32 protein-coding genes are annotated in these 24,621 nt (G+C 72.4%); 26 read left to right on the top strand and 6 right to left on the bottom strand.

Going from position 1 to position 24,621, the window contains the following annotated elements:
• Positions 1–103 precede the first annotated feature (103 nt).
• Complete coding sequence (locus ACFYT9_RS36520; protein WP_389170836.1) at positions 104–334, bottom strand: helix-turn-helix transcriptional regulator; 231 nt, start codon at positions 332–334, stop codon at positions 104–106.
• A 134-nt stretch (positions 335–468) separates the two neighbouring features.
• On the opposite strand from ACFYT9_RS36520, the gene ACFYT9_RS36515 reads away from it, so the two are divergent.
• From ACFYT9_RS36515 to ACFYT9_RS36410, 22 genes are all read left to right on the top strand, one after another.
• Entirely contained in the window at positions 469–897 is a 429-nt protein-coding gene (locus tag ACFYT9_RS36515) for an RRQRL motif-containing zinc-binding protein (RefSeq protein ID WP_063758932.1), read from the top strand.
• 17 nt (positions 898–914) lie between these two features.
• Complete coding sequence (locus tag ACFYT9_RS36510; RefSeq protein ID WP_389170833.1) at positions 915–1,427, top strand: hypothetical protein; 513 nt, start codon at positions 915–917, stop codon at positions 1,425–1,427.
• Positions 1,428–1,540: 113 nt separating this feature from the next.
• Entirely contained in the window at positions 1,541–2,197 is a 657-nt protein-coding gene (locus ACFYT9_RS36505; protein WP_389170829.1) for a hypothetical protein, read from the top strand.
• A 118-nt stretch (positions 2,198–2,315) separates the two neighbouring features.
• Positions 2,316–2,627, top strand: a complete 312-nt coding sequence (locus ACFYT9_RS36500; RefSeq protein ID WP_389170826.1) for a hypothetical protein — start codon at positions 2,316–2,318, stop codon at positions 2,625–2,627.
• A 146-nt stretch (positions 2,628–2,773) separates the two neighbouring features.
• Positions 2,774–3,730 carry an AAA family ATPase gene (locus tag ACFYT9_RS36495; protein ID WP_389170823.1) on the top strand — a complete coding sequence of 319 codons (957 nt, stop codon included), beginning with the start codon at positions 2,774–2,776 and terminating at the stop codon, positions 3,728–3,730.
• Positions 3,731–3,819: 89 nt separating this feature from the next.
• The gene (locus tag ACFYT9_RS36490; protein ID WP_389170820.1) at positions 3,820–4,662 is read left to right on the top strand and encodes a hypothetical protein; all 843 of its coding nucleotides are present in this window, start codon (positions 3,820–3,822) and stop codon (positions 4,660–4,662) included.
• A 341-nt stretch (positions 4,663–5,003) separates the two neighbouring features.
• The gene (locus ACFYT9_RS36485; RefSeq protein ID WP_389170817.1) at positions 5,004–5,138 is read left to right on the top strand and encodes a hypothetical protein; all 135 of its coding nucleotides are present in this window, start codon (positions 5,004–5,006) and stop codon (positions 5,136–5,138) included.
• Positions 5,135–5,677: a hypothetical protein gene (locus ACFYT9_RS36480; RefSeq protein WP_389170814.1), complete on the top strand. Its 543-nt coding sequence runs from the start codon at positions 5,135–5,137 to the stop codon at positions 5,675–5,677. Before ACFYT9_RS36485 ends, ACFYT9_RS36480 begins: the two co-directional genes overlap by 4 nt.
• 212 nt (positions 5,678–5,889) lie before the next feature.
• A complete protein-coding gene (locus tag ACFYT9_RS36475; RefSeq protein WP_389170811.1) occupies positions 5,890–6,564 on the top strand; it encodes a GGDEF domain-containing protein in 675 nt (224 codons plus the stop codon).
• Positions 6,561–7,010 (top strand): hypothetical protein, encoded by a 450-nt coding sequence (locus tag ACFYT9_RS36470; protein ID WP_389170808.1) that lies wholly within the window; start codon positions 6,561–6,563, stop codon positions 7,008–7,010. Before ACFYT9_RS36475 ends, ACFYT9_RS36470 begins: the two co-directional genes overlap by 4 nt.
• Positions 7,007–7,276 (top strand): hypothetical protein, encoded by a 270-nt coding sequence (locus ACFYT9_RS36465; protein WP_389170806.1) that lies wholly within the window; start codon positions 7,007–7,009, stop codon positions 7,274–7,276. The genes ACFYT9_RS36470 and ACFYT9_RS36465 overlap by 4 nt, the downstream gene beginning before the upstream one ends.
• Positions 7,277–7,298: 22 nt before the next feature.
• Entirely contained in the window at positions 7,299–7,484 is a 186-nt protein-coding gene (locus tag ACFYT9_RS36460; RefSeq protein ID WP_389170803.1) for a hypothetical protein, read from the top strand.
• 7 nt (positions 7,485–7,491) lie between these two features.
• Entirely contained in the window at positions 7,492–8,340 is an 849-nt protein-coding gene (locus ACFYT9_RS36455) for a hypothetical protein (protein WP_389170800.1), read from the top strand.
• A 2-nt stretch (positions 8,341–8,342) separates the two neighbouring features.
• Positions 8,343–8,834, top strand: coding sequence for a hypothetical protein (locus ACFYT9_RS36450; protein ID WP_389170797.1), 492 nt, complete (start codon positions 8,343–8,345; stop codon positions 8,832–8,834).
• A 2-nt stretch (positions 8,835–8,836) separates the two neighbouring features.
• On the top strand, positions 8,837–9,262 hold the full coding sequence (locus tag ACFYT9_RS36445) for an NUDIX domain-containing protein (protein WP_389170794.1): 426 nt from the start codon (positions 8,837–8,839) through the stop codon (positions 9,260–9,262).
• An 84-nt stretch (positions 9,263–9,346) separates the two neighbouring features.
• Entirely contained in the window at positions 9,347–9,769 is a 423-nt protein-coding gene (locus tag ACFYT9_RS36440) for a hypothetical protein (protein ID WP_389170791.1), read from the top strand.
• Positions 9,766–10,350 carry an HIT family protein gene (locus tag ACFYT9_RS36435; protein ID WP_389170788.1) on the top strand — a complete coding sequence of 195 codons (585 nt, stop codon included), beginning with the start codon at positions 9,766–9,768 and terminating at the stop codon, positions 10,348–10,350. The genes ACFYT9_RS36440 and ACFYT9_RS36435 overlap by 4 nt, the downstream gene beginning before the upstream one ends.
• Complete coding sequence (locus ACFYT9_RS36430; protein ID WP_389170785.1) at positions 10,347–10,850, top strand: nucleoside 2-deoxyribosyltransferase domain-containing protein; 504 nt, start codon at positions 10,347–10,349, stop codon at positions 10,848–10,850. The genes ACFYT9_RS36435 and ACFYT9_RS36430 overlap by 4 nt, the downstream gene beginning before the upstream one ends.
• Positions 10,851–10,970: 120 nt before the next feature.
• Positions 10,971–11,441: a hypothetical protein gene (locus tag ACFYT9_RS36425; protein WP_389170782.1), complete on the top strand. Its 471-nt coding sequence runs from the start codon at positions 10,971–10,973 to the stop codon at positions 11,439–11,441.
• Positions 11,442–11,766: 325 nt separating this feature from the next.
• Complete coding sequence (locus ACFYT9_RS36420) at positions 11,767–13,107, top strand: ParB/RepB/Spo0J family partition protein (protein WP_389170780.1); 1,341 nt, start codon at positions 11,767–11,769, stop codon at positions 13,105–13,107.
• Positions 13,104–13,997, top strand: coding sequence for a ParA family protein (locus tag ACFYT9_RS36415; protein WP_389170777.1), 894 nt, complete (start codon positions 13,104–13,106; stop codon positions 13,995–13,997). Before ACFYT9_RS36420 ends, ACFYT9_RS36415 begins: the two co-directional genes overlap by 4 nt.
• A gap of 1,085 nt (positions 13,998–15,082) precedes the next feature.
• On the top strand, positions 15,083–16,600 hold the full coding sequence (locus ACFYT9_RS36410; RefSeq protein WP_389170775.1) for a DUF2637 domain-containing protein: 1,518 nt from the start codon (positions 15,083–15,085) through the stop codon (positions 16,598–16,600).
• A gap of 16 nt (positions 16,601–16,616) precedes the next feature.
• Here ACFYT9_RS36410 and ACFYT9_RS36405 read toward each other — a convergent pair whose 3' ends face one another.
• Positions 16,617–17,117 (bottom strand): helix-turn-helix transcriptional regulator, encoded by a 501-nt coding sequence (locus ACFYT9_RS36405; RefSeq protein ID WP_389170772.1) that lies wholly within the window; start codon positions 17,115–17,117, stop codon positions 16,617–16,619.
• A gap of 132 nt (positions 17,118–17,249) precedes the next feature.
• Between ACFYT9_RS36405 and ACFYT9_RS36400 the strand changes: the two genes are divergently transcribed.
• Complete coding sequence (locus ACFYT9_RS36400; RefSeq protein ID WP_389170769.1) at positions 17,250–18,089, top strand: hypothetical protein; 840 nt, start codon at positions 17,250–17,252, stop codon at positions 18,087–18,089.
• A gap of 46 nt (positions 18,090–18,135) precedes the next feature.
• Here ACFYT9_RS36400 and ACFYT9_RS36395 read toward each other — a convergent pair whose 3' ends face one another.
• The 3 genes from ACFYT9_RS36395 to ACFYT9_RS36385 all read right to left on the bottom strand — a co-directional run bounded on the left by ACFYT9_RS36395 (position 18,136) and on the right by ACFYT9_RS36385 (position 19,397).
• A complete protein-coding gene (locus ACFYT9_RS36395) occupies positions 18,136–18,585 on the bottom strand; it encodes a hypothetical protein (protein WP_389170766.1) in 450 nt (149 codons plus the stop codon).
• A 106-nt stretch (positions 18,586–18,691) separates the two neighbouring features.
• Positions 18,692–18,988: a hypothetical protein gene (locus ACFYT9_RS36390; RefSeq protein ID WP_389170763.1), complete on the bottom strand. Its 297-nt coding sequence runs from the start codon at positions 18,986–18,988 to the stop codon at positions 18,692–18,694.
• Positions 18,989–19,196: 208 nt separating this feature from the next.
• Positions 19,197–19,397, bottom strand: a complete 201-nt coding sequence (locus ACFYT9_RS36385; RefSeq protein ID WP_389170760.1) for a hypothetical protein — start codon at positions 19,395–19,397, stop codon at positions 19,197–19,199.
• A gap of 159 nt (positions 19,398–19,556) precedes the next feature.
• On the opposite strand from ACFYT9_RS36385, the gene mobF reads away from it, so the two are divergent.
• Together mobF and ACFYT9_RS36375 are read left to right on the top strand one after the other, a co-directional pair.
• Positions 19,557–21,386, top strand: a complete 1,830-nt coding sequence (mobF, locus tag ACFYT9_RS36380) for a MobF family relaxase (RefSeq protein WP_389170757.1) — start codon at positions 19,557–19,559, stop codon at positions 21,384–21,386.
• Positions 21,383–21,667: a hypothetical protein gene (locus ACFYT9_RS36375; protein ID WP_389170754.1), complete on the top strand. Its 285-nt coding sequence runs from the start codon at positions 21,383–21,385 to the stop codon at positions 21,665–21,667. The genes mobF and ACFYT9_RS36375 overlap by 4 nt, the downstream gene beginning before the upstream one ends.
• 599 nt (positions 21,668–22,266) lie before the next feature.
• Here ACFYT9_RS36375 and ACFYT9_RS36370 read toward each other — a convergent pair.
• Positions 22,267–22,755, bottom strand: a complete 489-nt coding sequence (locus ACFYT9_RS36370; RefSeq protein WP_389171002.1) for a hypothetical protein — start codon at positions 22,753–22,755, stop codon at positions 22,267–22,269.
• A 243-nt stretch (positions 22,756–22,998) separates the two neighbouring features.
• Here ACFYT9_RS36370 and ACFYT9_RS36365 point away from each other — a divergent pair, with 243 nt between their 5' ends.
• On the top strand, positions 22,999–24,474 hold the full coding sequence (locus ACFYT9_RS36365; RefSeq protein ID WP_389170751.1) for a replication-relaxation family protein: 1,476 nt from the start codon (positions 22,999–23,001) through the stop codon (positions 24,472–24,474).
• Positions 24,475–24,621: the final 147 nt, after the last annotated feature.

The raw sequence follows: 24,621 nt of genomic DNA, 5'->3' as shown, positions 1-24,621 counted from the left end.
CGCCCCCGGGGGCGGGGGGGGGCCGGCCCCCCCGCCCCCCCCCCCCCCCGCCGGGGCGCCCCCCCCCCCCCCCGCTTCCAGCTCGAGGCCGGCCTGTGTGCTGCTACTGCTGCGGGGCGGATCTGGGAGGCCGGCCGCCGACGTTCGTACGGTCCCAGCCCTTCTCCCACTGCTCGACGGCCGCCCGCTCCCACACCCGGCCCGCCTTCGTCCGCGCGAGGAACGGCGGGAAGTCCGGCCTGGCCACGAGGGCGTTCGCCCGCTGGCGGCTGACGCCCAGCATCTCCCCGATCTCCGTGACGCCGACGTGCGCGGAGGTCTCCGAATTCGTCATGCCTACGAGGATCAAGCCATCCCACCAGCCTGTCAACGTCTTTCGTCTGGTAACTCGTTGACACAGTAAACCCCTTTACAGCATGGTGGTGGTGCACCGAGCGAGACCACCCACTCACTCCGGGGGAGGCACCCGTGCACGCCCACGACACCGACGAGGACCTGGTCGACGTCGACCCGCACGACCCCGGCGACGGCTCGCTGCCGGTCTTCCGGTGGCGCCAGGCCGGCCCCGGGCTCGCCACCCGCCGCCAGCTGCGGGAGATGGGGCTGCGCCCCGGCGGCCAGGAGCCCGTCGCCCGCATCGAGTGCCGCGGCGGCCGAAGGTTCGCGTGGCTGTACCGGATCGACCTGGCGAGGCCCAAGTTCCCGATGACCCTTGCCAAGGAAGCCGCGCTCGACGCAGCGATGGCCGCCCGCCAGACCTGCGGCACCTGCCGCCGGCGCTACTTCCACTGCATCCCCCTGAAAACCCTGGGCTCGTGCCTGGAGTGCTACGACGGCACGCCCGCCGACCCCGCCTCCTACACCGCTCCCCCGGCCCCGCACCTGCTGGCCGCCTGACCCGAGAGGACCACCTCATGCAGGCTCACCGTCCTGCTGTTTTCGCCGCCGTACTCGGACTGACCCGCGCCGCCAGCGCCGCCGGCGACTTCTGGGTGCAGTCGGACTTCTGCGCCCGGGTGAAGGGCGCGTCCGACGACCACCCGGTCACCTACCAGGACCCGGTCACCGAGAAGAGGACGGTCCACGGCACGGCCGCCGGCCGCAAGGCGTGCCTGGAGCACTGCCTGACCTACACGGCCACGCAGGCGATCGTCGCCGGGCTCGGCGCCCGCGCGCTCGGCATCCGGGTCCACCCGGCCGCCGCCGCGGCCGCCCTCGCCATCTCCTTCGGCACCCACTACGCCGCCGACCGGCGTGTCCCGGGCAAGGGCTTGCTGGAGAAGCTCGCCACCAAGACCGGCAAGGGCGGCTTCTACAAGCTCGCGGACTTCGGCATGAACGGCGCGTTCCACCTGGACTCCGCCTGGCACCACGGCTGGGAGACGGTCGCCGCCCTGATCGCCACCACCGGCGCGAAGACCCGGTAACCGGCCGCCCCGCACCTCCCCCGCCGCCGCCCGGCCGGGCACCAAGACCCATCTCGCTGAACCGGCCCGCAGTCCTGCGGGCCGCCCTCCCCGCACTCAGAAGGAGAACCGCTGTGCGCGCTTCCGTACGCCGCTCCATCCAGGCCCTGCTCGACGGCACCGACATGGTCACCATGCTGGCCGGTGCCGCCAGCGGCGCCGTGGTCGGATACACCTACTACCCGGCCACCCTCGACGCCGACCTGCGCCTGGCCGCCACCGGCGCCGTCGCGCTCGGCGGCGTCTTCCTCTTCACCACGGTCGCCGACGCGCTCCTCGCCCCGCTGCGCCGCCGCTTCGCCCAGGCCGACGCCGCCGACATGCGGGCCGCCGCCCAGACCCGCGCGGCCGAGGCCCGCGGCGCCGCCGTGCCGAGCGGCCTGGGCGAGGCGCTCGACCAGGTCACCGCGGCCGCCGAGGACGACGCCGCACGCCGCGCCGCCCAGGCCGCCTACCGCATCGACCTCAGCGACCAGCTGCTGAGCAACCCCGGCCGGTGGCGCGGCTACATCAACGGCGAGGCCAGCTACTATCTCGCCCCCGGCACGGTCCTGCACTACAGCCGCGAGGAGAGCGAGCGCGGCATTGCCGAGCCCCGCTACACGCTCCTGACCGCCGACGACCCGACCCCGGTCCCCGTCACCAACGTCCGGGACATCCTCGACGACCTCGCCCCGCGTGCCCGCAAGACGGCCGAGGCCCTCGACGCGGTGGAGCCGAGCACGGTCTGACGGCTCCCTGTGCCGCCCCCTGGCCTCCGCACCGCGCGGAGTCAGGGGGCGGTGCGGAGGACCGGACAGCCCGGCCCCGGCCGCCATATCGGCCTCGCTCACCGTGCAGGAGACGACGATGACCGCCACTGTGCTCACCGCCGAGACCCTCATCCGCCGCTACGCCGACGACATCGCCTATGTCGCGCAGCAGTCCCCGGCCACCGACCTCGCCGCCCTCATCAGCCAGCTCGACACCGCCGCCCCGCGCTACGAGGCGGCCGGCATCAACGGGCACGAGGACCTGGAGACCGCCTCGTCCCACCTCGACGAGGCCCTCAACAGCACCGACGAGACCGCCCGCGCCGTCTTCCTGAACCGGGCCCACGAGCTCCTGCGCCCGCTCGTGTGGGACATGACGCAGGAGTACCGCGCCGCCGCCGGCGACTGACCCGAACCGCCCGGCCCGCTCCGCGTGCGCCCCGTCCCCGCGCCCCTGATGAGGGGCGGGGCCGCACCGAGCGGCGATCCTCACCGCTTCCCTCGCTCTTCGCCTTCCGGCGCTCGCGCCCACCCGCGACAGGAGAACCCGCGCTCATGGCCCGCACCTTCACCGCCACGCTCCAGCCGCTCGACACGGCGATCCCCGACCCGGCCGTGGTCGTCCTGGTCGGGGCCGCCGGCTCCGGCAAGTCGACCTTCGCCTCCACCTGGCCCAGCACCCAGGTGCTGGAGCTCGACGCGTTCCGGGCGATGGTCTCGGACGAGGCCGGCGACCAGGCCGCCACGGCCGACGCGGTCGCCGCCCTGCGGACGGTCCTGGAAGCCCGCCTGACCCGCAAGAAGACGACCGTCATCGACGCCACGAACTGCGAGAAGGCCGTGCGGACGGGGCTGGTGCAGGCAGCCCGCCGCCACGGGGTCCCCGCGGTCGCGGTTCTCATGGGCACCCCGGTCTCCCTGTGCGTCATCCGGCAGACCTCGCGCACCCCCGACCGCGCCGTGCCCGCCGACACCGTCCGCGCCCAGCACGCCGCCGCCGTCACCGCCTACCCGGGCCTGCGCGGCGAGGGCTTCGACCGCGTGGTCTTCGCGGACCAGCTCCACCGCCTGGAGCCGCTGCTGCAGCGGGCCAGTGACGCCCGCCGCGCCGACCTCGGCTGGGACGGCCACCCCGGCCTCGGCTCCCTCCTCCTCGTCCGCCGCGTCTTCGGGGACGCCGTCCTGCCGCTGTGGCGGTGGGTGGAGGGCTCCACGCTCGCCGGCGGCGACCGCGTCGCCGAGATCACCCTCGGCGCCGACCGGCTCATCCTCGCCCTGCGCCGCGACGTCGACGGCGAGGGCGACTACGGCTTCGACCTGCTGACCGCTTGCCCCGTCGACGAGTGCACCGCCCGGGCCTGGGCGCCCGCCCACTCGGTCACCACGCTCCTCGACGCGCTCACCGGCTCTCTCACCGACGCGGACACCGTCTGCACCGTCCACGGCGCCGACGACCAGGGCGACGACCTCGAGGGCCAGGCCGCGCCGTACGCGGACGCGATCCGCGCCTGAGTCGCGCGCTCAGCGCCTCGCCGGACAAGCACAACCCGCCGCGCCCCGGCCCCGCCGGGCGCCCGCCGACCAGGGAAGGACCCCAGGCCATGAGCATCACGATCACGAACACGTACGGCACCCCGCACAACGTCAGCGAGACCAACCCCACCCACGTCACCAGCTGCGACCGCTACCGGCTGCCGCTCGTCGGCACGATCGCCCCGGGCACCCCCGGCTACGAGGACATGGTCGAGATGCTGCGGGAGAACGATCACCACACCCGCGAGGGGTACGGGCTGATCTTCCTGGAGTCCGAGGAGTTCTCCGCGATCTACTTCGGATCGATCGAGCAGATCGAGCAGTACAAGCGCGACAACGCCGACGGGACGGCGACCTTCGACCCCTCGCAGGGCGTCATGTACGCGAAGTGGCCCCACGGCAAGGGCTGGGACGACTACATCCCCCGCACCTTCTGGAACGTGCAGGCGCGCGGCGCGGTCGCGGACGGCGTCGGTCTCGTCACCGCCTTCGCCCACACCGAGATCCCGGGCGCCGAGGTCGTCGTCTACGAGTTCGAGGGCACGTGGAGCCGCGGCGGCGAGCCGCAGCAGATGGTCACCTACCACTGCACCGCCTGCCACGCGGATACCTTCCACAGCGGCGGGGACGTGCACGAGAGCACCGGTCCCAGCAGCCGCCGCTGGGCCGCCCGCCAGGCCCGCCAGCACATCGTCAGCGCCCACCGGAATGGCGTCGGCACCGCCAACAGCGCCTGCCGTCCCAGCGACGGCGAGATCCTGCGCGCCGTGAACGCGGTCGCCCGCGACATGTGGGGAGCCCAGGGCAACGCCCTGCCGGACACCGACGACGCGTACTGCGCCGTCAAGGGCCCCTGCTCGATCATCCGCGAGCTCCGCGCCGGCATCCGCCCGGCCGTCTACCGCGCCTGACGGACACCCCGCGCCGCTTCCCTCCATCCGGCTCTCGCCGGGCCGGGCCCCCGTCACTGGCCCGGCCCGCTCTTCTCCCGTGTGAGGAACACCCGCATGAACCCCGTCCCCTCCGCCGACCGGCTGCCCGAGATCCGGGCCCGCTCGCCGCGCTGCCCGACGCCGCCTGGCGCCAGCGCCCTGGCGACAGCGGTCTGATCGAAGACCACACCGGCCGTCCGGTCGCCGTCCTCGGCACCAGCGGCGACGTCCCGCTCCCGGCGGGCGAGTTCATCGCCTGCGCGCCGGCCGACGTCGCCTGGCTCCTCGCCGAGGTCACCCGGCTGCGCTGCCGCGACGCCATGGTCACCGCGCTCCACCAGCAGCTCGACCGGGCCGGGCACCTGCTCTCCACCCGGCAGATCGCCACCGTCATCGGCCACCCCGGCCGCCCCCACCACCACGCCCCCACGGCCGCCGACAGGAGCGCCCAGTGACCACCACCGACACCGACCCGACCGTGCGGCCCGACCCGCTGGAGCGCCTCGGCGCCGTCCTGATCGAGCGCCTGGGCGCGGCCTGGGTGCCCGACACCCGGCCCGGCGACCGGGCGGTCACCCTCGTGCACACCGTCACCGACCGCAGGATCGGCGCCGACCCGTACCAGGGGCGGATCATCCTGCAGGCGTGGACGAAGGGCACCACCGCCTTCACGCCGACCGGCGCCTACACCCCGGACCTGACCGGGCACGAGGCACTGGAGGGCTGGATGTCGACCGGCGACCTCACCGACGCGAGCGCGGTGATGGCCGCCGTGGTCCACCAACTCCTCGCGCAGCTGCCCGCCGAGCTCGGCGACACCGCGGCCGAGGAGGTCCTCGCGACCCAGGCGAGCGAGCTCGCCGAGAAGAGCACCGCCTTCGCCGCCGACCTGATTCACCGCCGGCCCGTCCGGGACGCCGCGCGCGAGATCTACCGCCTGGCCGCGCAGCTCGTGGAGATGGCCGACGTCGTCGACGACCACCGCGGCTACTGAGCACGTGAGAGCACTCCGTGCCGCCCTGCCCCCGAGCCCACATGGCCCGGGGGGTGGGGCGGACGCGGTGGCCTCTCACGGCCTGTTCAGCACACCGCCGGACCCTCGGCACCCCGACACGAAAACACCCCGAGGCAGACGTCATGGCGTCCAAACCGGCGCCTGCCCCGGGGCTGAGCCCGTCCCGTACACGACGAGAGGGAGACCCCAGTATGGACCCCGTCACACAGCTGCGGACCCGGATCGGGACCCGCGCACTCCTGCTGACCACCGCCGCCGTTCCGCTCACCGGCTGGGCCGTCCACGCCACCGCCCTGCACCGCCGCCTGGCTTCCACCAAGCGTGACCCGCTGACCAGACTGCTGCGCCGCGACGCCTACACCGCCCGCGCCCGCCGGCTCTTGGCCCGCCACGACGACGTGGCCGTGGTCATGGTCGACGCCGACAGGTTCAAGGAGATCAACGACCGGCTCGGGCACGCGGCGGGCGACACCGTCCTCGCGTCGATCGCGTCCCGCCTCACGGCCTGGGCCGGCCCGCGCGCTGCGGTCGGCCGGCTCGGAGGCGACGAGTTCGCCGCCGTCCTTCAGCTGCCCGCCGACCGCCGCGCTCTCCGCCTGGAGCAGCTGGTCCGGATGCTGCACACCCCGGTCGTCCTCGACGACGGCCGCACCGTCGACGTCGCCACCTCGGTCGGCGCCGCCACCCCGGCCGCCGTCGGCTCCCGCGACCTGTCCGCGCTGCAGCGGGCCGCCGACGCCGCCCTGTACGACGGCAAGCACTCCGGCCGCCCGATCCTCGCCACGGCGGAGCACGCCACGGTTCCCTCCCTCAACGGGCGCCGCCTCGGCCGGCCGGGCACGGCCGTGTGGGGATGGGCGGCATGAGCGACCCCAGCCTCCTCGCCGACCCGGGGGCGTGGGTGCGGGGCATCACGATCCGTCAGCCCTGGGCCACCTGCATCCTCGCCGGGAAGACCACCGAGAACCGGCCCGTCCACTGGCCGTGGCGCGGCTGGGTCCTCCTCCACGCCGGGAAAGCGAAGCCGGACCCCGCCCTGCTGCGCGACCCGCTGGTGGCCACCGCCATCCGCGGCCGCGAGCTGCACCGCGGCGCGGTCATCGGCGTCGCCCGGCTCACCGACTGCCACCTCGACCAAGGACCCGAGCACTGCACCAGCCCCTGGGCGCAGCGCGACGCGCACCACCTGGTCCTTGACGGCGTCCGCGAGCTGCCCCTCCCGGTGCCCGCCACCGGCGCGCTCCCCGCGTGGAGACCGGCGCCCGAGCTCGTCGCCCAGGTCCTCCAGCAGCTTCCCGACCTGCGGCCGTGACCGCCCGGCGCCGCCAGACGCGCCCGGTGCCCACCCCGCCGCCAGAGCAGCCCGTGGTGCCGGTCCGGCTCCTCGACTGGCGCGATGGCCGGCACTTCGGTCAGCCCGCCCCGTGCGTGCTGTGCGGCACCACTACCCCGCTGAGGTCCCACGCCCAAGAGCCCGTCCACAAGGTCTGCGCGGAGCTTTGGAACGCGGCACACCCCGGCGAGAGCAGGTTCGTCTCCGACCCGCCCAAGGGCCGTGCGACGACCGACCACGCCTGAACTCCTCCCACTGGAGGTACCTGTGAGCGACACCGACCCCTCCGTCGACCACGCCCTGGCCTACCCCGAGCCGCCGGCCTCGCCGCTGTGGCACCGCGACGGCCCCCGGCCCCGCCGGCTCACCCCCGAGCAGCAGCGCCGTAACCGCGAGGTCCTCCTCCTCGCCCAGCGCCGTCCGCGCCCGACCACCACCGCCGAGGCCGCGTAGGAGAGCCGTGTTCGACGACTTCACCGAGAGCGCCAAGGCCCAGGCCCTGGCCCTGAACCCCAGCACTGCCGACGAGCAGGGCGCCGCCGCCCGCACCCTCGCCCGCCGCGCCCACGACAAGGACGACCTCGCCCAGCTTCTGGACGTCCTCGACCTCCCCCGCGACCCCGAAACCCTCACCGCCCTCTTCCCCCTCCTCCCGGAAACCGGAGACGCACCTATGACGACGAACCCCACCGCCACCGGTTCGACCCGCTCCGCGCACGAGGCCGTCGCGCTGTCGATGCACGCCGACGGCGCCGACGAGCAGGCCATCCGCGAGGCCACCGGCCTGACCGAGGCCGAACTGAGCGACCTCATCGCCGACAAGGGCCTCGGCCTCCCCCGTGCCGACGCCTCCCTGACCTCGGCGATCGACGTGCCCGTCATCCCGCTCCCGACCTCCGACTCCCTCCAGAAGCTGATCGACTGGGCGGCCGGGCACCAGGCCGCCTCGGTCCGCAAGAGTGCCGCCCGCATCACCACCGCCCTCACCGAGCTGTCTGCCCGCCGCGACAGCGAGGCCGCGCAGCGCGAGGCGGAGGCCCGCGTCGCCGAGGCCCGCCAGGCGCTGGAGCAGGCGGAGCAGGAGCTGCGCGCCGCGAAGGCCGGCACCCGCACCACCACGGCCGCCGTGGCGCCGACCCCGATCCGCACCGGCACCAGCGGCACCTACAGCCGCGACGAGCTCACCAGGATCCGGACCTGGGCGCGCGCCCACGGCCACCCGGTCGCCGACCGGGGCCTGCCGTCCAAGACGGTCCTGGCCAAGTACGCCGCCGCCCACCCGGCCGCCCCGGCCCGGAAGGCGGGCTGACGATGACCGCGATACCCCTGGTCCTCGACGGCTACCTCGACGAGATCCCCGTCCCTGGCGACGACGGCCTGACCGCCCGGTTCCGGGTGATCTCCTCGCCCACCGACGACGTCGCCGACGAGACGATCTGGGCCTGCCGCACCGTCCAGCCGCACTTCGCGCACGCGCTGCTCCACGTGATGCGGCCCGGCGACCTGTTGCGCGTCGGCGGTCACCTCGTCCTGCCCGGCCCCGGCGACGAGGGCGGCCCGCGCCTCGACGTCGACGCCCTGGAGCTCCTGGCCCCCGCGCCCGCCCGGGACCTCGCCGAGATGATCCTCGACCGCTACGGCCCCTACCTCGTCGTCCTCTACCCGGAGAGCGACACCGTGCCCGTCTTCACCGAGGCCGGCACCTGGGTCGGCACCGCCGAACACGCCGACGCCATCACCGACCTGATCCACGCCCACGAGACCCGCAGCCGGTCCACCCACGACCCCGACCAGAAGGACTGACCATGGCCGACCACCCCGAGAACATCCGCTACACCGCCGACGTCGTCGCCGTCACCGAAGACGGCCGCGTCCTGCTCATCAAGCGCGGCTGGGACCCCTACGAGGGCCACTGGGCGCTTCCCGGCGGACACGTCGACTGCGGGGAGACCGGCCTCCGGGCGGCCGTCCGGGAGCTGGAGGAGGAGACCGGCGTCCGCGTGACCGAGGACGAGCTGCGCCTGGTCGGCGTCTGGGACCAGCCCGACCGCGACCCGCGCGGCCGGTACGTCACCGTCACTTACCTCGCCACCGTCCCCGCCGACACCCGGGCCACCGCCGGGGACGACGCCCGCGACGCCCGCTGGTGGCCCCTGACCGGCCTGCCGGAGCGCCTGGCGTTCGACCACGCCGACATCCTCGCCGCCGTGCTCCGGCTCCCGGCCTCCTGACACCCCCACCCTGGCGAAGCCGCCCCCACCCCCCGTCCTCGGGGACGGGGCGGCCTCTCGTCCTCACCCCTGAAGGGACGCCCCGTGCAGCTCACCATCGACCTGACCGACCGCCACGTCCGCACCCTCAGCAGCTCCGACACCTGGTACGGCCTCAGCGGCGCCCGCCTCACCGGTGACGCCGTCGCCCGCCACATCGAGGCCGCCGCCCGCCACATGCGCGACCACGGCTGGGACCCCCATCTCCACGCCCCCTCCACCGGCCACAGCCTCTACCACGCCCTGGTCCACACCGCCGAAGACGGACACGGCGACGACGACACCCGACGCGCCGCCGACGAAGTCCTCGGCGCCGTCCTCTGCGCCCTCACCGGCGCTCCGTACGTCTACTACGAGTCCTGGAGCGAGCACACCACCCGAACCCTCGACGACATCACCCACGCCTGCGAGCTCGCGGCCGCCGTCGCCCGCCACTACGGCCCCACCCCCGAGGAAACGGGCCGGTGAACCGCCGCTACCGGCGCTGCGGGAACGGCCCCGGCCCGCTCTCCCCCGACGACCAGGCCGCCGTCGACGCCTTCCTCGCCACGCTCGCCGCCCGCCGCTCCCCCACCCCCGGGCAGGCCGCCGCCGGCGAGCACGCGAAGAACGCCGCCCCGCGCGAGACCGGTGAAGAAGGCACCACCCATGACCGCCAAGGAGCTTCGATGAAGACCTGCGCCTTCTGCGCCATCGCCGCCGGGCAAGCCCCGGCCGTCACCGTCCGCGAATGGCCCGACGCCCTCGCGATCCGCCCCCGCTCCGGAGGCGTCAACGCCAGCCACCTCCTGGTCCTGCCGCGCGTCCACGTCGACGACGCCGGCACCGACCCCGAGGTGACCGCCACCGTGATGCGCCGGGCCGCCGAGCTGATGGCCGAACACCCCGCCGCGAACCTGATCACCTCGAAGGGCGCCGCGGCGACCCAGACGGTCTTCCACCTCCACGTCCACGTCCTGGGCCGCCAAGAGGACGACGGCCTGCCCCTGCCCTGGACCCCGCAGCACACCGCCCGCGCCGCCACGCAGAACGGAGTCACCTCCCCATGAACAGCGTCCGCCTCGTCATGGCCCGCGAACCCATCCCCGCCGGCCCCAAGATGTTCCTGGCCGGTCCCACCCCGGACAGGAGCACCCCGGTCCCGTCCTGGCGGCCCGAGGCCCTCACCCTCATCACCGCCCAGTGGACCGGACCGGAACCGCTGACCGTCCTGACCCCCGAGTCCCGCGACGGCATCCGCGCCGAGCGCTACGAGCACCAGGTCAACTGGGAGACCGACGCCCGAGCCGCCTCCGACGCGATCCTCTTCTGGATCCCCCGCGACATGCGCACGATGCCCGGCATGACGACCAACGTCGAATTCGGCCTCGACGTCGGCAGCGGCCGCGCCGTCCTCGGCTGCCCGCCCGACTGCCCCAACCCCGAACGCAACCGCTACCTGATCTACGTGGCCCGCCGCCACGGCGCCCCGGTGCACGAGACCCTGACCGACACCGTGGCAGAGGCCCTCGCCCTCGTCGCCGCCGCAGCCACTCCGGCAGCCCGGTAGAAGGCCGGCCGCCCTCACAGAACTCCTCGCCCGAACCCCACGCACACCCAGGTAGACGCCCAGCACCTGCGCGCCTCCCGCACCGCGCATCAAGACACCCACCGGTGAAGGAGACACCGCATGACCACCGTCCTGCACGAGCCCGCCCCCGGCCCCCGAACCTGGACCGCCGACGAGAACCCGGCCGCCCTCGGCTTCACCCCCGTCCTCGGCGGCCTGCACATCACCGGCCTGCCCGCCCCGGACGCCGAACCCGGAGACCACCCCGCGCTCTTCGTCCTCCTCGGACACCACCGCTGGGCCACCACCATCCACGCCGCCGCCCTCTACATGCAGCGCGTCCACGCCTGGACCCGCTGGTGCCTCTACCCCGGCGACGACCCCGATGACGTCATCCCCCGCATCCCCCGCGCCGTCCACACCCACGCCACCATCCACTGCCACCCCGACGACACCTGGCACCTCGCCTGGGCCCGACCCGAGGAGCCCAGCGCCGTCCCCGTCACCGCCATGCGGCACCCCGCCGCCCCGACTACCGCCATCGCTCTCCCCGACCCTGACCACGGTGCGCCCGCCACCTGGGCTCGCTGAACCTGAGGTGTCCGCCCCACGCGCTCACCTGAATCCGTTGCGCCAGGCTGCTCTGCCGAAGCGGCAGCGCAACACCAAACTGGAGGCCCGGCTCCCCCGCGATCGTCCGCGGGGGAGCCGGGCCTTCTTTGCGTTTCCACTGGAAACGCACGCAACCGCTGCGACCCCCAACGCGACGGCAGGCACAACAGGTTGTCGAACCATCGAGTCTTCGCCAGGCCCGATCCAACGACTGCGAGGCGGATTCTGGTGGGGATGGGCTCTGCCGTTTCCACTGGAAACGCTAGTCTCGCCCCGTACTTCTGACAGCAGTCCTGGAGATTCGATGGCGCTCCCACGGCCCAAGCGCAACAGCACCAAGTCCAAGCCCGAGGTCACTCCCGAGGAGGTCCTGTACACCGACAAGGACCGTAGCGGCGACATCCTGGACCTGGAACTGGCGTCCCTGTGCCCCAACCCCTTCAACAAGCGGCAGATGAAGGGAGTGCCTGAGCTCGCAGCGACCATCAAGGAGGTCGGGCTCCTGCAGAACATCGCCCACATCAGGGCCGATCTGTGGATCCAGACCTACCCCGAGACCGCCGACAAGATCACGGCCCCCAACGTGATTCTTTTCGGAGAGCACCGCTGGCGGGCCGTCCAGGAACTGGGCTGGGAGAAGATCCCGAGCGTTCTACGCGACGACAAGGTTGAGGACGCCCGCCTCATCACGCTGATCGAGAACCTGCGTCGAGCCCAGCTCAGCCCTCTCGAGGAAGCCGAGCACTACAAGGCACTCCGCGACGCCGGCCTCTCCTACGAGCAGATCGCCGAGAAGGTCGGTGAGACTGCCGAGGGCGCCATCTCCAAGGGCACGGTGTGGAAGCGCGTCCAGCTGCTCACCCTCACCCCCGAGGTACAGGAAGCCCTCCGCGACGGCACGCTCAAGGTCAGCGCAGCCGAGAAGGCGCAGAAGCTCGACGACCGGGACCAGCGGGACTACCTGGGCCTCGTACGAGGCGGTATGCACCCCACCACGGCGCATGCACAGATCCTCGCCCGCCAGCGCCAGCCCGAGGACGCCCTAGACGACGCTGGCGTTTCCAATGGAAACGCCTCGTCCAGCGAAACGCCCGACGCCTCGAACGCGGACCCCGAACTCACCGTTTCCAATGGAAACAGTCAGCCCGCCCCGCCCGCCCCGCGCAAGCCGAAGGCGGCCAAGCCGTCCGCAGGGACGGACGACGCAGACCGTCGCGTCGCTGCTGCTGCCCGCGACACGCACTGCCGGCTCCTGCTGGAGACCACCGACCCGGCCGATCCCGACAACCACGACCTCGTCCTCAGCGTGCTCGCCGCCGCAGTTCTCGCCCCACAGCAGCAGTCCGCCGCTCAGCAGCGCGCCTTCACCTGGCTTCGCGAGACCAACCGCCTGACCCTGGAGGCCACCGACGCCGCCACCTACTTCAGCGCGGTTCAGGAGTCGGACGACACCAACCTCCAGCGCCTCGCCGCTTTCGCAAGCGGCCTGGCCGCCGCCGAACTCCGCACCGCCGCGCGTCGCCAGTCCTGGAGCAGCCGCGAGATCCACCACGTCCGGCTCCTGCAGGAGCACGCACAGTACGAACCGCAGACCGAGTGGGAGCAGAAAGAGCTCGGCCTGGCCGCAGCAGGAGGAGCACGATGACCGCCCTCGACAGCCGCTTCCGACCCGGAGGCCGCAACTGGCCCCTCATCTGGGCCTACCTGATCGAATGCGGGGGGTCCAGTAAAACCACCAGCGCGACCTCGATGGCTGTGACCGCCGCCCTACGCGGATACCCGGGTGTCGTCTTCGACCTCGACAGCAACATGTCGTCCTCGCTCATCCTCGGCTACGACGAGACGGCCCTGAAGGGCAAAAAGACCGCCCTGGACCTGCTGTACGGGAACGCCACCCTCGACGAGGTCGCCCTGCCCGCGCGATACCGCGTCGACGACGGCTACGACGACGACGCCTTCGCGCGCATCCCCAACCTGCGCGTCGTCCCCAGCAGTCCCGCCATGGCAAGCGCGGACACCGCCATTGCCGAGGACGCGGACCGCAACGACTGGTTCGCCGAGATCATGCGCTCTTACCAGGGCGACGACACCGTCTTCTACATGGACTTCCCGGCGAGCTACGGCAAGATGCCCTACTCCGTCCTGCGCATGCTGGACGAGGAAGACTCCGTCATCCCCTCCATCAAAGCCGACCCCAAAGACGTCAAGATGGTCACCCGGCTCCTCGACGAGCTGGAGCGGGTGCGGGACAAGAACCGCGGTCGCCGGTCGGTGCCGGGACGCCCCACGCTCAACCACATGCTCCTCACCGGCACACCGACCCCGACGTACAAGGAAGCCGCCGCCCGGCGCGCGGCGGAACTGGCAGAGGCTAAGTACGCATCGGTGCTCTTGCCGTACGTCCGCTACTCGGCGGACGCGAAGAAGCTGTATGAAGATGAGTGCCCGCTGCCGATTCTCCTGCCGAACTCGGCGCCATCAGTCGACTACCGAAAGGTCATGACACACCTCGGTTTCGTGGACATGACCGACTGACCGTTTCCACCGGAAACGCCGAAAACAATCCCGGCCCTGAACCTGATCGGCAAGACCGGCTTCAGCCGGGGGAGTTACGCCCAGCTGCGACACGCCGACCGCCTGTCGAGCGCCTGTGAGGTATGTCACTTCAGGCCCGGATTCTCGTGCTGCTCCACGGTTTGCGTCCAAAGCGTGTCCTGGGTCGTCCACGTTTCCCTTCAACTTCCTGATGCAACAGGAAACTGAGGCCCTCTCGGACCTCATGGAGTGTCGCGACAGCCACGTAGACTTCTGCATGCACAAAGGGGCCCACCCCAACCCGGTTTCCTAGGCCATTCGGTCGGGAGGCCCCTGCGTGCACTGTCCCGGCACGTCTCGACAGACCATGAAAGGACTCGCGTGGACCAGAGTAACAACGATGGGGCTCCCCGGCCCAGTACCGACGTGGACAAGCCACGTTCGATCAGGTGGGCCTACCTGCGGAAATATCTCCGTAACCATGGACATGCTGTCCATGATGGTTTCCTTCACGGAGCGGGCACCAAGCTCGGCAGCGGAGCGGTCACGCTGATCATTCTGTGGGTGGAGACCCGTCGCTAGCCGTTTGCCGCCAGAGGGTGACCCTGATTCCGGGGTCACCCTCTTTGCTTTCCCGGTGCTGCTACCAGGCTCCGCTGCGGCAACGCCACGTTCCGGGTGTCCGTCGGCGCCGGCACGCTACGCCGCAGGACGCAAGGAAGCCGAAGTGTGTCGGGGCCAGTGATTCCGCATCGCCGGACACAGTGCAAGATGGCCGGATGCATGACGTGCTGACGGATGACCAGACCCCGGCCAATCGGGAGGCCATGGCCCCGGCCACTTCTGCCGACCGGGAGGCCGTTCCGGAGGTCAGGACACCTGTTCCGCCTTCCCGTGAACCCGTTCCGCCTTTTCCCGGTGGCGTTCCGGAGCCGAAAGACGGCGTTCCGGGAGCTGGGCGACAGCGCGGTCGCCAGGCGGCCGGGGCGGCCGCGGGAGAGGTGCTCATGGACCCGGCCGACCAGCCAGTGGCCGGGGCCGAAGTGGCCTCTCAGACGGGTTCGAAAGCATGGTCTCCGAAGGCGATGCGGTGGCTGATTATGGCCTCCGTGGTGTGCGCCGGAGTCGTCGGCGGCATCGGTTTCGCAGGCTCCTACGAAGCCCTTCGCGGCCTCGCCGAGGCCCGCGGCTTCGGCAACTACTCCTACGTGTTCCCGGTCGGGATCGACGCCGGGATCATCGCGATGTACGGGCTCGACCTCGTCCTCGTGTGGCTGCGCATGGCCAAGCCGCTGCTGCGGCTCATCGCGCACCTGCTCACCGTCGCCACGATCGTCTTCAACATCAACGCGGGGGAGAAGGCGCCGGCCGAGGACCCGCTCGCCGCCGCGATGCACGGCGTCCTGCCTGTGCTGTTTGTGGCGGTGATCGAAGCCGCCCGGCACCTGATCATCCACACCAACCGGCTGTCCCTGGCGGTCGAGTCCGACAAGGTCCCGCTCCACCGCTGGCTGCTGGCCCCCTGGTCGGCATGGCGCCTGTACCGGCGCATGCGCCTCTACGAGGTCCCGTCCTACGCCCGCATGGTCGCCATGGAGAAGGACCGCACCGTCTACCGGGCCTGGCTCCAGCACAAGTACGGACGCCGCTGGCGGAAGAAGGCCGGCGCCGAGGCGCTGCTGCCCTTCACCATGGCCCCCTACGGTCTGACCGTCGACGAAGCCCTCGCCCTGCCCCGCCTGCAGCAGGAAGCAGCCGACGCCCGCGCGGCAGCAGAGCAGGACCGGATCGAACAGGCGGCCATCCGAGAGGAGCAGCGGCTCCTGGAGGCCGAAGCGCGGGACGCCGCCGCGAAGGTGCGGCGCATGGAGATCGGCGCCGGGCTCGCGACGGCGGAGAGCCGGATCACGGCCGAGACGTTTGCGGCCGAGGCTCAGGCCCGGGTCGCCGAAGCCGCCAGCGAAGCCGAAGCGGACGCGGCCGCGCACCAGGCACGGCTCGCGGCGGAAGCCGCCCGTAAGGAGGCGGAGCGAGAGCTCCAGGGGGCGGAACGGCGCGCGCAGGCCGCGGAGCGGGCCGCGGAGCGGGAGGAGACGGCGGAGAAGACCGCTGCCGAGGCGGAAGCCGAGGCTCGCACCGCGGCTGCCCAGCGCCAGGCGGAGGAGGACCGGCTCGCGGCCGCCGCCGCGCAGGCGGAAGCCGACCGCCGATCCGCGGAATCCGAGCGAGCAAAGGCGGAAGAGGCCCGACGCATCGCGGAACACCGCGAGGCAGCCGCCCGCACCGCCCGGGCCGAGCGCGAGACAGCCGAGGCCACCGCAGCCGCCGCCGTCGCCCGGGAAGACGCCGCCCGCGCAGAGCTCGCCGCCCAGGAAGCAGAGGACGAGGCCCGGCTCAGCACCCGCGAACGCGGCGAACGACGCGTCGCCCGGATGATCCTCACCGCGCACACCGAAATCCCGGCCGACCAGCGCCCCGCCCACCCGGACATGTACGCGGTGTCCATCGACGAGATCGCCACCGAGCTCAACGTCTCCAAGACGGCAGCCGGCGACCGCCGCCAGGCCGCCGACGCACTCATCCGCTCCGGCTACCGCGGCTGACCCGCCAGGGAACCCGTCAGCCGCCGTAGGGCGAACGACCGAGGCCCTCGCCCGGCTGCGGGATCGCAGGCCGCACCGGAGCGGGCATCAGCGCCTGCAGCGCCCGCTGGAGGTCACCGATGTGCTCGGCCCGGGCGTCGAGCTGCGCCCGCAGATGGACCGCCTCGCTCTCCGCGAGCGCCCGGCCGTGGCGGGCCTCGGCGAGCTCCAGGGCGTGCTGATGCCGTACCCGCTCAAGCTCCGCACGCAGCTCGGCGACCGATCCACCCACCAGGTCACCCAGATCGGCCCTGGCTGACGCTGGCCCATGGGGCGATGACGGGTCAGGCGGGGCGGGGGCGTTCAGGGTGAAGCCAGCGGCGAGGAGCGCCTCGACCGGGATCAGCCAGCCCCGCTCCGGGTCCTCCACCGCCCCCGGCAACAGCCCGGCCTCACGGCGCCGGCGGATCGTGGAACGGCTTACCCCGCACGCGGCGGCAGCCTCACGCTGGTTCAGCATCGGACGAGTCGTGCTCATCCCCCCATCATCCCGGCAACGCCTGGCCCGTGGACGCCGCCCTTGCCCGTTCGACCCTGGGCTGAGCCTGCTGCTGCCGGAGGGCCAGGAAATCCCAAGCGGAGGAGCGCAGCGCGCTGTCAGCATCTGCCCATGAACACCACGTACACCGGACTTTCTGCTGCCGGGCAGGAGTCGGATCCCCGCCATGACGTCGATCTCGCACAGGTGATGTTCCGCCGGGCCGATGTCGAGAGCCGCCGTGCTGCCATGTTCGCGGCCCAGGCCGATCTGGAACGGGCCGCCGGCCTCAGCGGCCTCGAGCGCCGGAGCCGAGAAAGGGACGCGGTTATCGCCACGGTGGTCCTCGTCCAGGCGTCCGTGGAAGCGTTTATCAACTGGGCCCATATCAGGGCCGGCAACACCGTTAGCAGCATGAAATTCATGGAGCGGGCCAACAAGCTCCCCCAGTCGGCGAGCATGCTTCGGCCCCATGCGGAGCCATTCGCCTGGACCGAGGACGAGAAGACGTTCTTCACCGAGCTGACGAGGTGGAGGAACTTCCTCGGCCACGCCTCGCCCACCTCCCGCAACTGGCTCCGGGACTTGCTCGTCGAGCGAGGCGACGTACCGGACGAGGAGACCACTGACTCGCAGATCATGGAGCTCCTGACCGCGGCCCTGGCAGCGAGGTTCGTCGACGCTGCGCGCACGCTGATGACGAGGGCTGCCACAGCGACCGGCACCAGTGCCCCGTTCAGCTTCGGCGCGTGGCATGCCCCCGACGAACTCGAAGAACCCCTCTTGGAGGACCCGGCCTCCTTGCGTGCGCTGCTGCGAGCCGTGCTGCGCCGGACCAAAACTCTCTCTCTGCGCGCCGATGAACTGTCGCGCGAACTCGATCAGCAGCGGGCGGGGCGGACTGGACTGCGGCTGAGGTGGAGGCCGGGCCGACGTCGTCGGCCCGGCCACTGGGTGATCAAGCGCGGGTAACCGTGGAAGGTGGGCGCCGCGCCGGAGAAGATTTCCGTGCGGTGATCTACCAGCTCGCCCGGTCGCGGGGCGGAGGGCCGGCGGCGACCTCATCGTCCACGCGCTGCAGCTGCTCATCGAGCCGCTGCTGACTGTCGTTGAGGTGCTCCTGGACCTTCTGCAGGCGCTCGCGGCGCCACGTCGCCATATTGCGGGCGCTCTCGGCCGTGTGCTGCCGGAGCCGGTCGTCGGCCCGTTCGGCCTCTTCGCCTGTGGCGAGGTGGTCGTCCAGGTTCCGTGCGGGCCAGATCACCAGCGGCATCTCGTCGTCCACCAGCGTCTCGGTCAGCGCCCAGACTTGATCCCGCGCGCGGATTGCCCGGTCGGCAGCGGCGAGGATCACCTTCAGCACGTCCTCGTCCGCCGCCTCGAGGTCCCGGCGGCGGGGAGGGTGCCCCGGATTCTCGGCCAGCGTGTTCAATGCCTCGTCCAGCCGCTGCAGCAGCGTCTCGTCCATGCCCCCAGCATCCCCTTCCAGGACGGCGTCCGGCCAGGCAGCCCCGGTACCTCCACCCCGAAGAGGAGGCGTTCGAGCCGCTTCCCGGACGCGCCCCGGGAAGGTGTTACGGGCCGGTGAGGATGTCGTGGGTGCCGATGCGGCGCCAGATCACGTGCTGCACGCCCTGGACGAGTTCGGGACCGTACTGCCAGGTGGCCCGCCCGTTGCCGTCCCAGGTCAGTTCGAAGACGCCGGGTGCGCTGCGGACGCCCATAACGCGGAGGCCGGCGCGGAAGCGGCCGCGGCCGGTGCGCAGGTCGTCGACGAAGGCGTTGACGGCTTGGCGGAAGCGGCGGCGCTGGGCGGGCGTGAGGCGGTCCAGGTCGGTGGTGAAGCGGGGCAGGGCTTCGTACGTCGGCACAGTCTCCTCCAGGAAGCACGAAGCCCCCGGCCGGTGGCCGGGGGCGGGGTCCTCACCCGGGGGTGAGGGAGTCGGTGACGTGGTTCAGATCGGGCGTCTCCGCCGTGGAGCGGGGGCGCGCTACGTAGCTCTCCGCTGGTTGAACGGAGTCGGTTGTTGTCGCTTGTTGGGGTTCGCGGGGGTGCGGCGCAGTATTCGCACGGCGTCGTCAGACGTCGTCGCCGGGGAGCGGCGGCATCTCCTTCCTCCAGCGGTCGAGGTGGAGCAGGTGGCAGCCGGCGGGGCACCAGCGGTCCCTGACGTGCTCTCGTTGAGGGAAGGGCGACTGGGCGCTGAGGACCAGGTACACCAGTTCCTCGGTGGTCGCGGGGCAGATGGGGCAGGCGATTCCGGCTCGGGTGATTTCCATGCGCGGGAGAGTGCACACACCGGCGGCTTACCGTCGCGGGCTGGTTCGGAGGCCCGCCCGGCGGGCCTCCCGATAAAGATCTGGTGATGCCCTCCCGCCCGGCGGGACCGCCCCCGGATCACGCTTTTCCGCAGGCCAGCACCCGGGTTCCATGGGCCGATGATCAGCAAAGCGGAGGTCCGCCCGGGGGCCGGGGTGCGCTACCTGTTCCGTGGCGTGATGGCCGGCGACGGCCACCGTGCGGCGGGGACGCCGCTGCGCGACGCCCAGGACGAAGCCGGTGTCCCGCCCGGTATCTGGAAGGGCCGGGGCTTGGCCGCGCTCGGCCTCAAGGCCGGGGACGTGGTGAGCGAGCGGCAGGCCGAGCTGCTCCTGGGGGAGGGCCGGCACCCTGACGCCGACCGGATCGAGCGCGAGCTCCTGGCACAGGGGGAGAGCCCGGCCCGTGCCCGGCGGGCGACCGTGCTGGGCAGGCCCATCGAGCACAACACGTCGCCGAAGACGGGGAAGGCGAAGGAGCGCACGCCGTGGCTGGCGATGGACCTGGTCTTCCGGGCCCCGTCGACGGCGCACATCGCGTGGGCGCTCACCGGCGACGAGACTCGTCTCGTGCTGGAGTCGTGCCAGGACGTCGCCCGGGACAGGACGCTGGCGTGGCTGGAGGAGTCGGTCGCGCAGATCCGGTGGGGGAGCGGCGGCAAGCACCGCCGGCCCGTGAAGGACGGGTTGATCGTTGCGGTGTTCCGGCACTACGAGTCCCGCGCTGCCGAGTCGAAGCCGCTGCTCCACGACCACGCGGTCGTCTCGATCCGCGCGCGGCGGCCGCATGACGGGGAGTGGGGCAACCTGTCGGCGGACTCTCTGATGGCCAACATCGTCGCGGCCGACACCCTCTACACCCTCCACTTCATGGAGGAGGTGACGGCGCGGCTCGGGTGGGCGTGGGAGCCTCGCGAGGTGACCCCGGGCCGCCGGCCCGTGATGGAGATCGCGGGGATCGACCGGCGGCTGATCGGCTGGCAGTCGACCCGCCGCCAGCAGATCGAGGACGCGCTGTCCGTTCTCACGGACAAGTACGAAGAACGCCACGGGCACCCGCCGGGGGAGAAGGCCGGCTACGCGCTGGCGTGTCAGGCCGCCGACCGGACCCGCTCGCCCAAGCGCACGGAGCTGCTGTCGCTGGCCGAGCTGCGGGCGCGATGGCGCACCTCGGCGAACCGGGCGTTCGGCGCCTGCACCGTCTACCGGCTTGCCGAGCGGGCGCGGGCGGCGGCCGCGGCGGTGTGGGCGAGGGTGCGGCCGGTCGTCGATGTCGTCCTGGCGGCCGTGGACACCGTCGCCGTGGTCTACGTGATGCGCGGCGCGTTCGCGCGCCACCACTTGCTCGCCGAAGCCCGCCGGCACCTCGCCTACGCCCTGCGCGGCCGACCCCACGAACCCGGCCTGGACGAACAGATCGTGCAGGCGGCCGTTGACGACTTCACCCGTCCCGTCGGGCGCGGCCGGAGGATGACCGCCGAACTGCGCGCCCTGTACCCGCGCGACACCGAGGACCAGGCCGTGCTGCGCCTGCTGACCCGCCGTCGCACGGCGGCCCCGTACGAGCGGGCCCGCCTCGCCGCTGGCGCCCTGGCCGCCCGGGTCCGTGCCGCGCGGCGAGCGGAGCGCCTGGGCTCGCGCCTCCGGCCGTACGCCGTTGCGGTGCCCGCTGCCTCGAGGTCGCACCCACGGCCCTTCCGTGACGGCCGGATGGGCGGCCGCCTCCTGGAGCCGGAGGCCGACATCGACATCGACGCGGTGGAGCGGACCCGCCAGACCCTCGAAGCCGCCGCCGCGGGGGTGGCCGCCACGCTCCAGGACAGCCGGCGGGCGCGAGAAGCCGCCCACGGCCCGCGCCTGCAGCCGGCCCCGGCGGCGGCCCCGCCGCGGCACACCCAGCAGCCCGGCACCCCGCACACACCGGGCCGAACCACAGGAGGAGTCACGTGAGCACCCCGGATGAACAGCCCAACCCCGGCGAAGCCCTCGCCCGCGCTCGTGCCGCCCGCGAGCAGATGGCCGCCGCGCTCGACGAGCCCGTCGGTTGGCAGCCGATCTGGCAGCGCCCCCGGAAGCCGAAGTCGAAGGAGGCCATGAAGAAGGAGCTGAGCGAGCAGCTTCGACGGTTCCAGGACGCCGCTGAGCGCCGCCTCGCCGCCAGGAACTCGCGCCGGCCCCGGCCTTGGCAGAACCGGATCGTCAACGCCGCCGAGCACCGCCGCGATGCCTGAGCTCTGCCCGGGCGCGGCACTCCAGCACAGGGTTGTGGTGAGGGCGCCAGGCACCGTCCACTGAGTGGAGTCCACCCGACACCGCGCATCGCCACCAGGTGGACTCCACCGAGTGGACTCCACTTCGGTGCGCCGGACGATGATGGCCTCCACCGTGGTGCGCACCGCGATGGTGCGCCACCGCGCCCGGCACCGCACCACTCCGTCGACGCCTGGCGCCCTTGCACCGCACCGGTGCGCCGCACCCGACGCTCCGCACCGCACCGCCGCCCCCCCTTGTCCGGGTGCGGCCGAACGCGCGCCACCCCCCTTGTCCGGCTCCGCTACACCCCCTTGTCCACCTCTGCTACCGCGACGTTCCTCCTTGACATCGCCGGCTTCGGCTCGCGATCAGGTCGCGGACAAGGGGGTGCGTGATAGAGGAGCGCGCCCGGCCGTGGCGGCCCCGGCGCGGTGCGGCGACGCCGGGAGACGGCGCCATCGGCGCCCGATGGTGCGGTGCGCCGGGTGCGCACCGGGACGGTGCGGTGGCGCGGTGCGGTGCAGCGGTGCGCCGGGGATGCGCGCCGCACCGCACCACCGCCGTCCTGGAGGTACGGCTACGCGGTGGTGTGGTGCGTCGGGTGCGCACCGTTCGGTGCGGGATGCGCCTCAAGGGCCTGGCCCACGCCGACGACCTCCAGTTCGTACAGGGTGTCGGAGACGTCCTCACGGTCGTCGTCGGTGAGGATGTGCGCGACGAAGTCGATGACTGCGCGGGCGATGCCTTCCGCGGTGCACGGCCCGGCCTGCATCGACCAGTTGCGCAGGGTGGCCACGAGGACCCGCCCGACGGCCTCCAGGGCGAAGGAGTCGTCGCACGGGTCCGGGTCGAGACCGCACAGGGCGGTGACCGGGATAATGATCCGCTCGGCGACGTTGACGAGCATCGAAGGCATCTGCGGATGGGCGTCGGCGAACTTGGCAGCCGCTTCGATATCACCGGCCTGAACGGCCCGGAGGTAATCGAAGGCGCTGATTGCCACCTCCGGTGTCAACGGAACGAGCGGCACGCCGGGAACCGGGAACAGAGGCGGGTTCTGAATCATGATCACGGACAGTTCCTCACGTACGGGCCGCCCCGCTGATCGCGGCGGCCTCGAACCCGATGCTCGGGCTGCGGTCCTGTGGACAGAGACCGGGCGCCGACGGGGGAGAACTCTCCCTTCGCGTTGATCACGATGCGGTCACGGCGGAGAGGTTCTTCGAGGCCGGCGTCACACCAAGCCCGAAAACCGCACCTGTAGAAGGTGAATGGCGGGACAGGCCCGCCCCACCTCCAGGAGCATCCTGTGGCGAGCACCGAGCCCGAGCAGCCCTTTGACCCGGCCGGACAGACCCCCTCCGTGGACCCCTCCATCACCCCCTCCACACCCCGCCGTCGGAAGCCGGGCGTTTCCGCAGGTCAGGCCCAGCGGAAAGGGGGTCGGCGCAGCGCCGACATCCCTCATGTAGATGTAGCCAGGCGTCCCACTCACCGGAAGAACTCGACCGGGCCCCGACGCCGGGAGCTCCTGCAGGCGCTGGGGATCTTCCAGAGGGCTACGCCCGACCAGCTGTGGAAACTGACCCGCCCGGGCAACCAGCACGACAAGCTCGTACGCGACAACCTCCTGGACCTGGAGGACCACCACCTGGTGCGGATCGAAACGGTCCGGGAAGACCAGCGGCAGGTGTGGGTGCTGACCAAGCGCGGACACGACGAGGCGAAGCTACTGCTGGAGCCGAAAGGCATACGCCTCTCGGCACTGCGGGAAAAGAAGTACGACCCGGTCACCGGGAAGCTGTTTGGTGCCGGCTACGACGAGCACGCTGCGGCGGTCACCTCGACGGCCGCCGAACTCCACCGCGCAGGCATCGGCCACCGGCTCGGCTTCCAGACCGAGATCGGGCACCGGCTCGGCGACGGCTACGTGCAGCGGGCGGACCTGGTGGTGCGCGCGCCGGACGCCGGGGTGCCCGTGCTCCTGGTGGAGGTCGACCGCCGTACCGAGGACGCGCACGACCTGGTGACCAAGCTGCGCCGGTACTGGCAGTGGGGCCAGCTGCTGCCGAAGGACGCGGACAAGCGCACCGTGGACTTGATCCGCTCCCGGCCGGATGCGATCGAGCACGTCGGTCACGAGCAGCGGCTGTGGCGCCGCGTCTACCCGCCGACCGGCCGCGAGGGCCTGGCCCCCCTCGCGTTCGTGTTTGCCGACACCACCGAGGCGAAGGTCGCCAACACGGTCGCCGTGCTGGAGGAGGCCGGCCGACGCTACTGGGCGCCGCGCCGGTACGACACCCTCTACGAGAAGGCCATCACCGCGCGGGACTACCGCCAGGCAGTCCCCGTTGTCGTCACCACCCTGGAACAGCTCCAGGAGCACGGCGCCGGGGCGGAGGTGTGGCGGCGGCTGGGACGGACCGGTGAGCAGACGCTGACGGACGCGCTCGACAACCCCGACGGCCACACCCTCTACCGCGCCCAGGAAGCCCGCGCGGACGCGGAGGACAAGCGGCGCCGGGCCGCTGAGCGGGAGGCGCGGCGCCCGGTGTGCACACGGTGCGGGCGGAGGTTCACCGACGAGCGCTGGGAGGAGATCACCGTGCACCGGACCGCCGTACGAGCGGGGGACAGGTCGGTGTGCGGTCTGTGTCGCGCCGACGATGTCGCCCGCCAGGAGGCCGCCGCTGAAGCCGCTCGCCTCGCGGCCGCCGCTCCGTCGGAGCCGCAGGACGGTCGCGAGCCGGAGAGGGGCGGCGGCTGGTTCCGCCGGCGGACCTGACCGTGCAAGCCCGCTGTGCGGTCGGCAGCCGTCAGGCCGCACAGCGGGGCCGGTCTCGAAGTCACCGCGTCACCGGGCGGGACGGGCTGGCCGATCTAACGGCGCCAGCCCACCGCAGGTCCTGCATAGGGCCGTAAGGGAACCGGT

Origin of the sequence: Streptomyces sp. NPDC004435, from assembly GCF_042873895.1 — a bacterium.
Classification (GTDB): domain Bacteria; phylum Actinomycetota; class Actinomycetes; order Streptomycetales; family Streptomycetaceae; genus Streptomyces.
This window is presented reverse-complemented; position numbering and strand designations above follow the sequence as displayed.

Bases quoted from the DNA above. Each gene is read 5' to 3' on its own strand.
- ACFYT9_RS36430 (WP_389170785.1), top strand. From the start codon at position 10,347: ATGAACAGCGTCCGCCTCGTCATGGCCCGCGAACCCATCCCCGCCGGC.
- ACFYT9_RS36520 (WP_389170836.1), bottom strand. From the start codon at position 334: ATGACGAATTCGGAGACCTCCGCGCACGTCGGCGTCACGGAGATCGGG.
- ACFYT9_RS36470 (WP_389170808.1), top strand. From the start codon at position 6,561: ATGAGCGACCCCAGCCTCCTCGCCGACCCGGGGGCGTGGGTGCGGGGC.
- ACFYT9_RS36370 (WP_389171002.1), bottom strand. From the start codon at position 22,755: ATGATTCAGAACCCGCCTCTGTTCCCGGTTCCCGGCGTGCCGCTCGTT.
- ACFYT9_RS36400 (WP_389170769.1), top strand. From the start codon at position 17,250: ATGAACACCACGTACACCGGACTTTCTGCTGCCGGGCAGGAGTCGGAT.
- ACFYT9_RS36410 (WP_389170775.1), top strand. From the start codon at position 15,083: ATGCGGTGGCTGATTATGGCCTCCGTGGTGTGCGCCGGAGTCGTCGGC.
- ACFYT9_RS36510 (WP_389170833.1), top strand. From the start codon at position 915: ATGCAGGCTCACCGTCCTGCTGTTTTCGCCGCCGTACTCGGACTGACC.
- ACFYT9_RS36395 (WP_389170766.1), bottom strand. From the start codon at position 18,585: ATGGACGAGACGCTGCTGCAGCGGCTGGACGAGGCATTGAACACGCTG.
- ACFYT9_RS36445 (WP_389170794.1), top strand. From the start codon at position 8,837: ATGGCCGACCACCCCGAGAACATCCGCTACACCGCCGACGTCGTCGCC.
- ACFYT9_RS36420 (WP_389170780.1), top strand. From the start codon at position 11,767: ATGGCGCTCCCACGGCCCAAGCGCAACAGCACCAAGTCCAAGCCCGAG.
- ACFYT9_RS36500 (WP_389170826.1), top strand. From the start codon at position 2,316: ATGACCGCCACTGTGCTCACCGCCGAGACCCTCATCCGCCGCTACGCC.
- ACFYT9_RS36450 (WP_389170797.1), top strand. From the start codon at position 8,343: ATGACCGCGATACCCCTGGTCCTCGACGGCTACCTCGACGAGATCCCC.
- ACFYT9_RS36425 (WP_389170782.1), top strand. From the start codon at position 10,971: ATGACCACCGTCCTGCACGAGCCCGCCCCCGGCCCCCGAACCTGGACC.
- ACFYT9_RS36415 (WP_389170777.1), top strand. From the start codon at position 13,104: ATGACCGCCCTCGACAGCCGCTTCCGACCCGGAGGCCGCAACTGGCCC.
- ACFYT9_RS36485 (WP_389170817.1), top strand. From the start codon at position 5,004: ATGGTCACCGCGCTCCACCAGCAGCTCGACCGGGCCGGGCACCTGCTC.
- ACFYT9_RS36490 (WP_389170820.1), top strand. From the start codon at position 3,820: ATGAGCATCACGATCACGAACACGTACGGCACCCCGCACAACGTCAGC.
- ACFYT9_RS36475 (WP_389170811.1), top strand. From the start codon at position 5,890: ATGGACCCCGTCACACAGCTGCGGACCCGGATCGGGACCCGCGCACTC.
- ACFYT9_RS36385 (WP_389170760.1), bottom strand. From the start codon at position 19,397: ATGGAAATCACCCGAGCCGGAATCGCCTGCCCCATCTGCCCCGCGACC.
- ACFYT9_RS36495 (WP_389170823.1), top strand. From the start codon at position 2,774: ATGGCCCGCACCTTCACCGCCACGCTCCAGCCGCTCGACACGGCGATC.
- ACFYT9_RS36405 (WP_389170772.1), bottom strand. From the start codon at position 17,117: ATGAGCACGACTCGTCCGATGCTGAACCAGCGTGAGGCTGCCGCCGCG.
- mobF (WP_389170757.1), top strand. From the start codon at position 19,557: ATGATCAGCAAAGCGGAGGTCCGCCCGGGGGCCGGGGTGCGCTACCTG.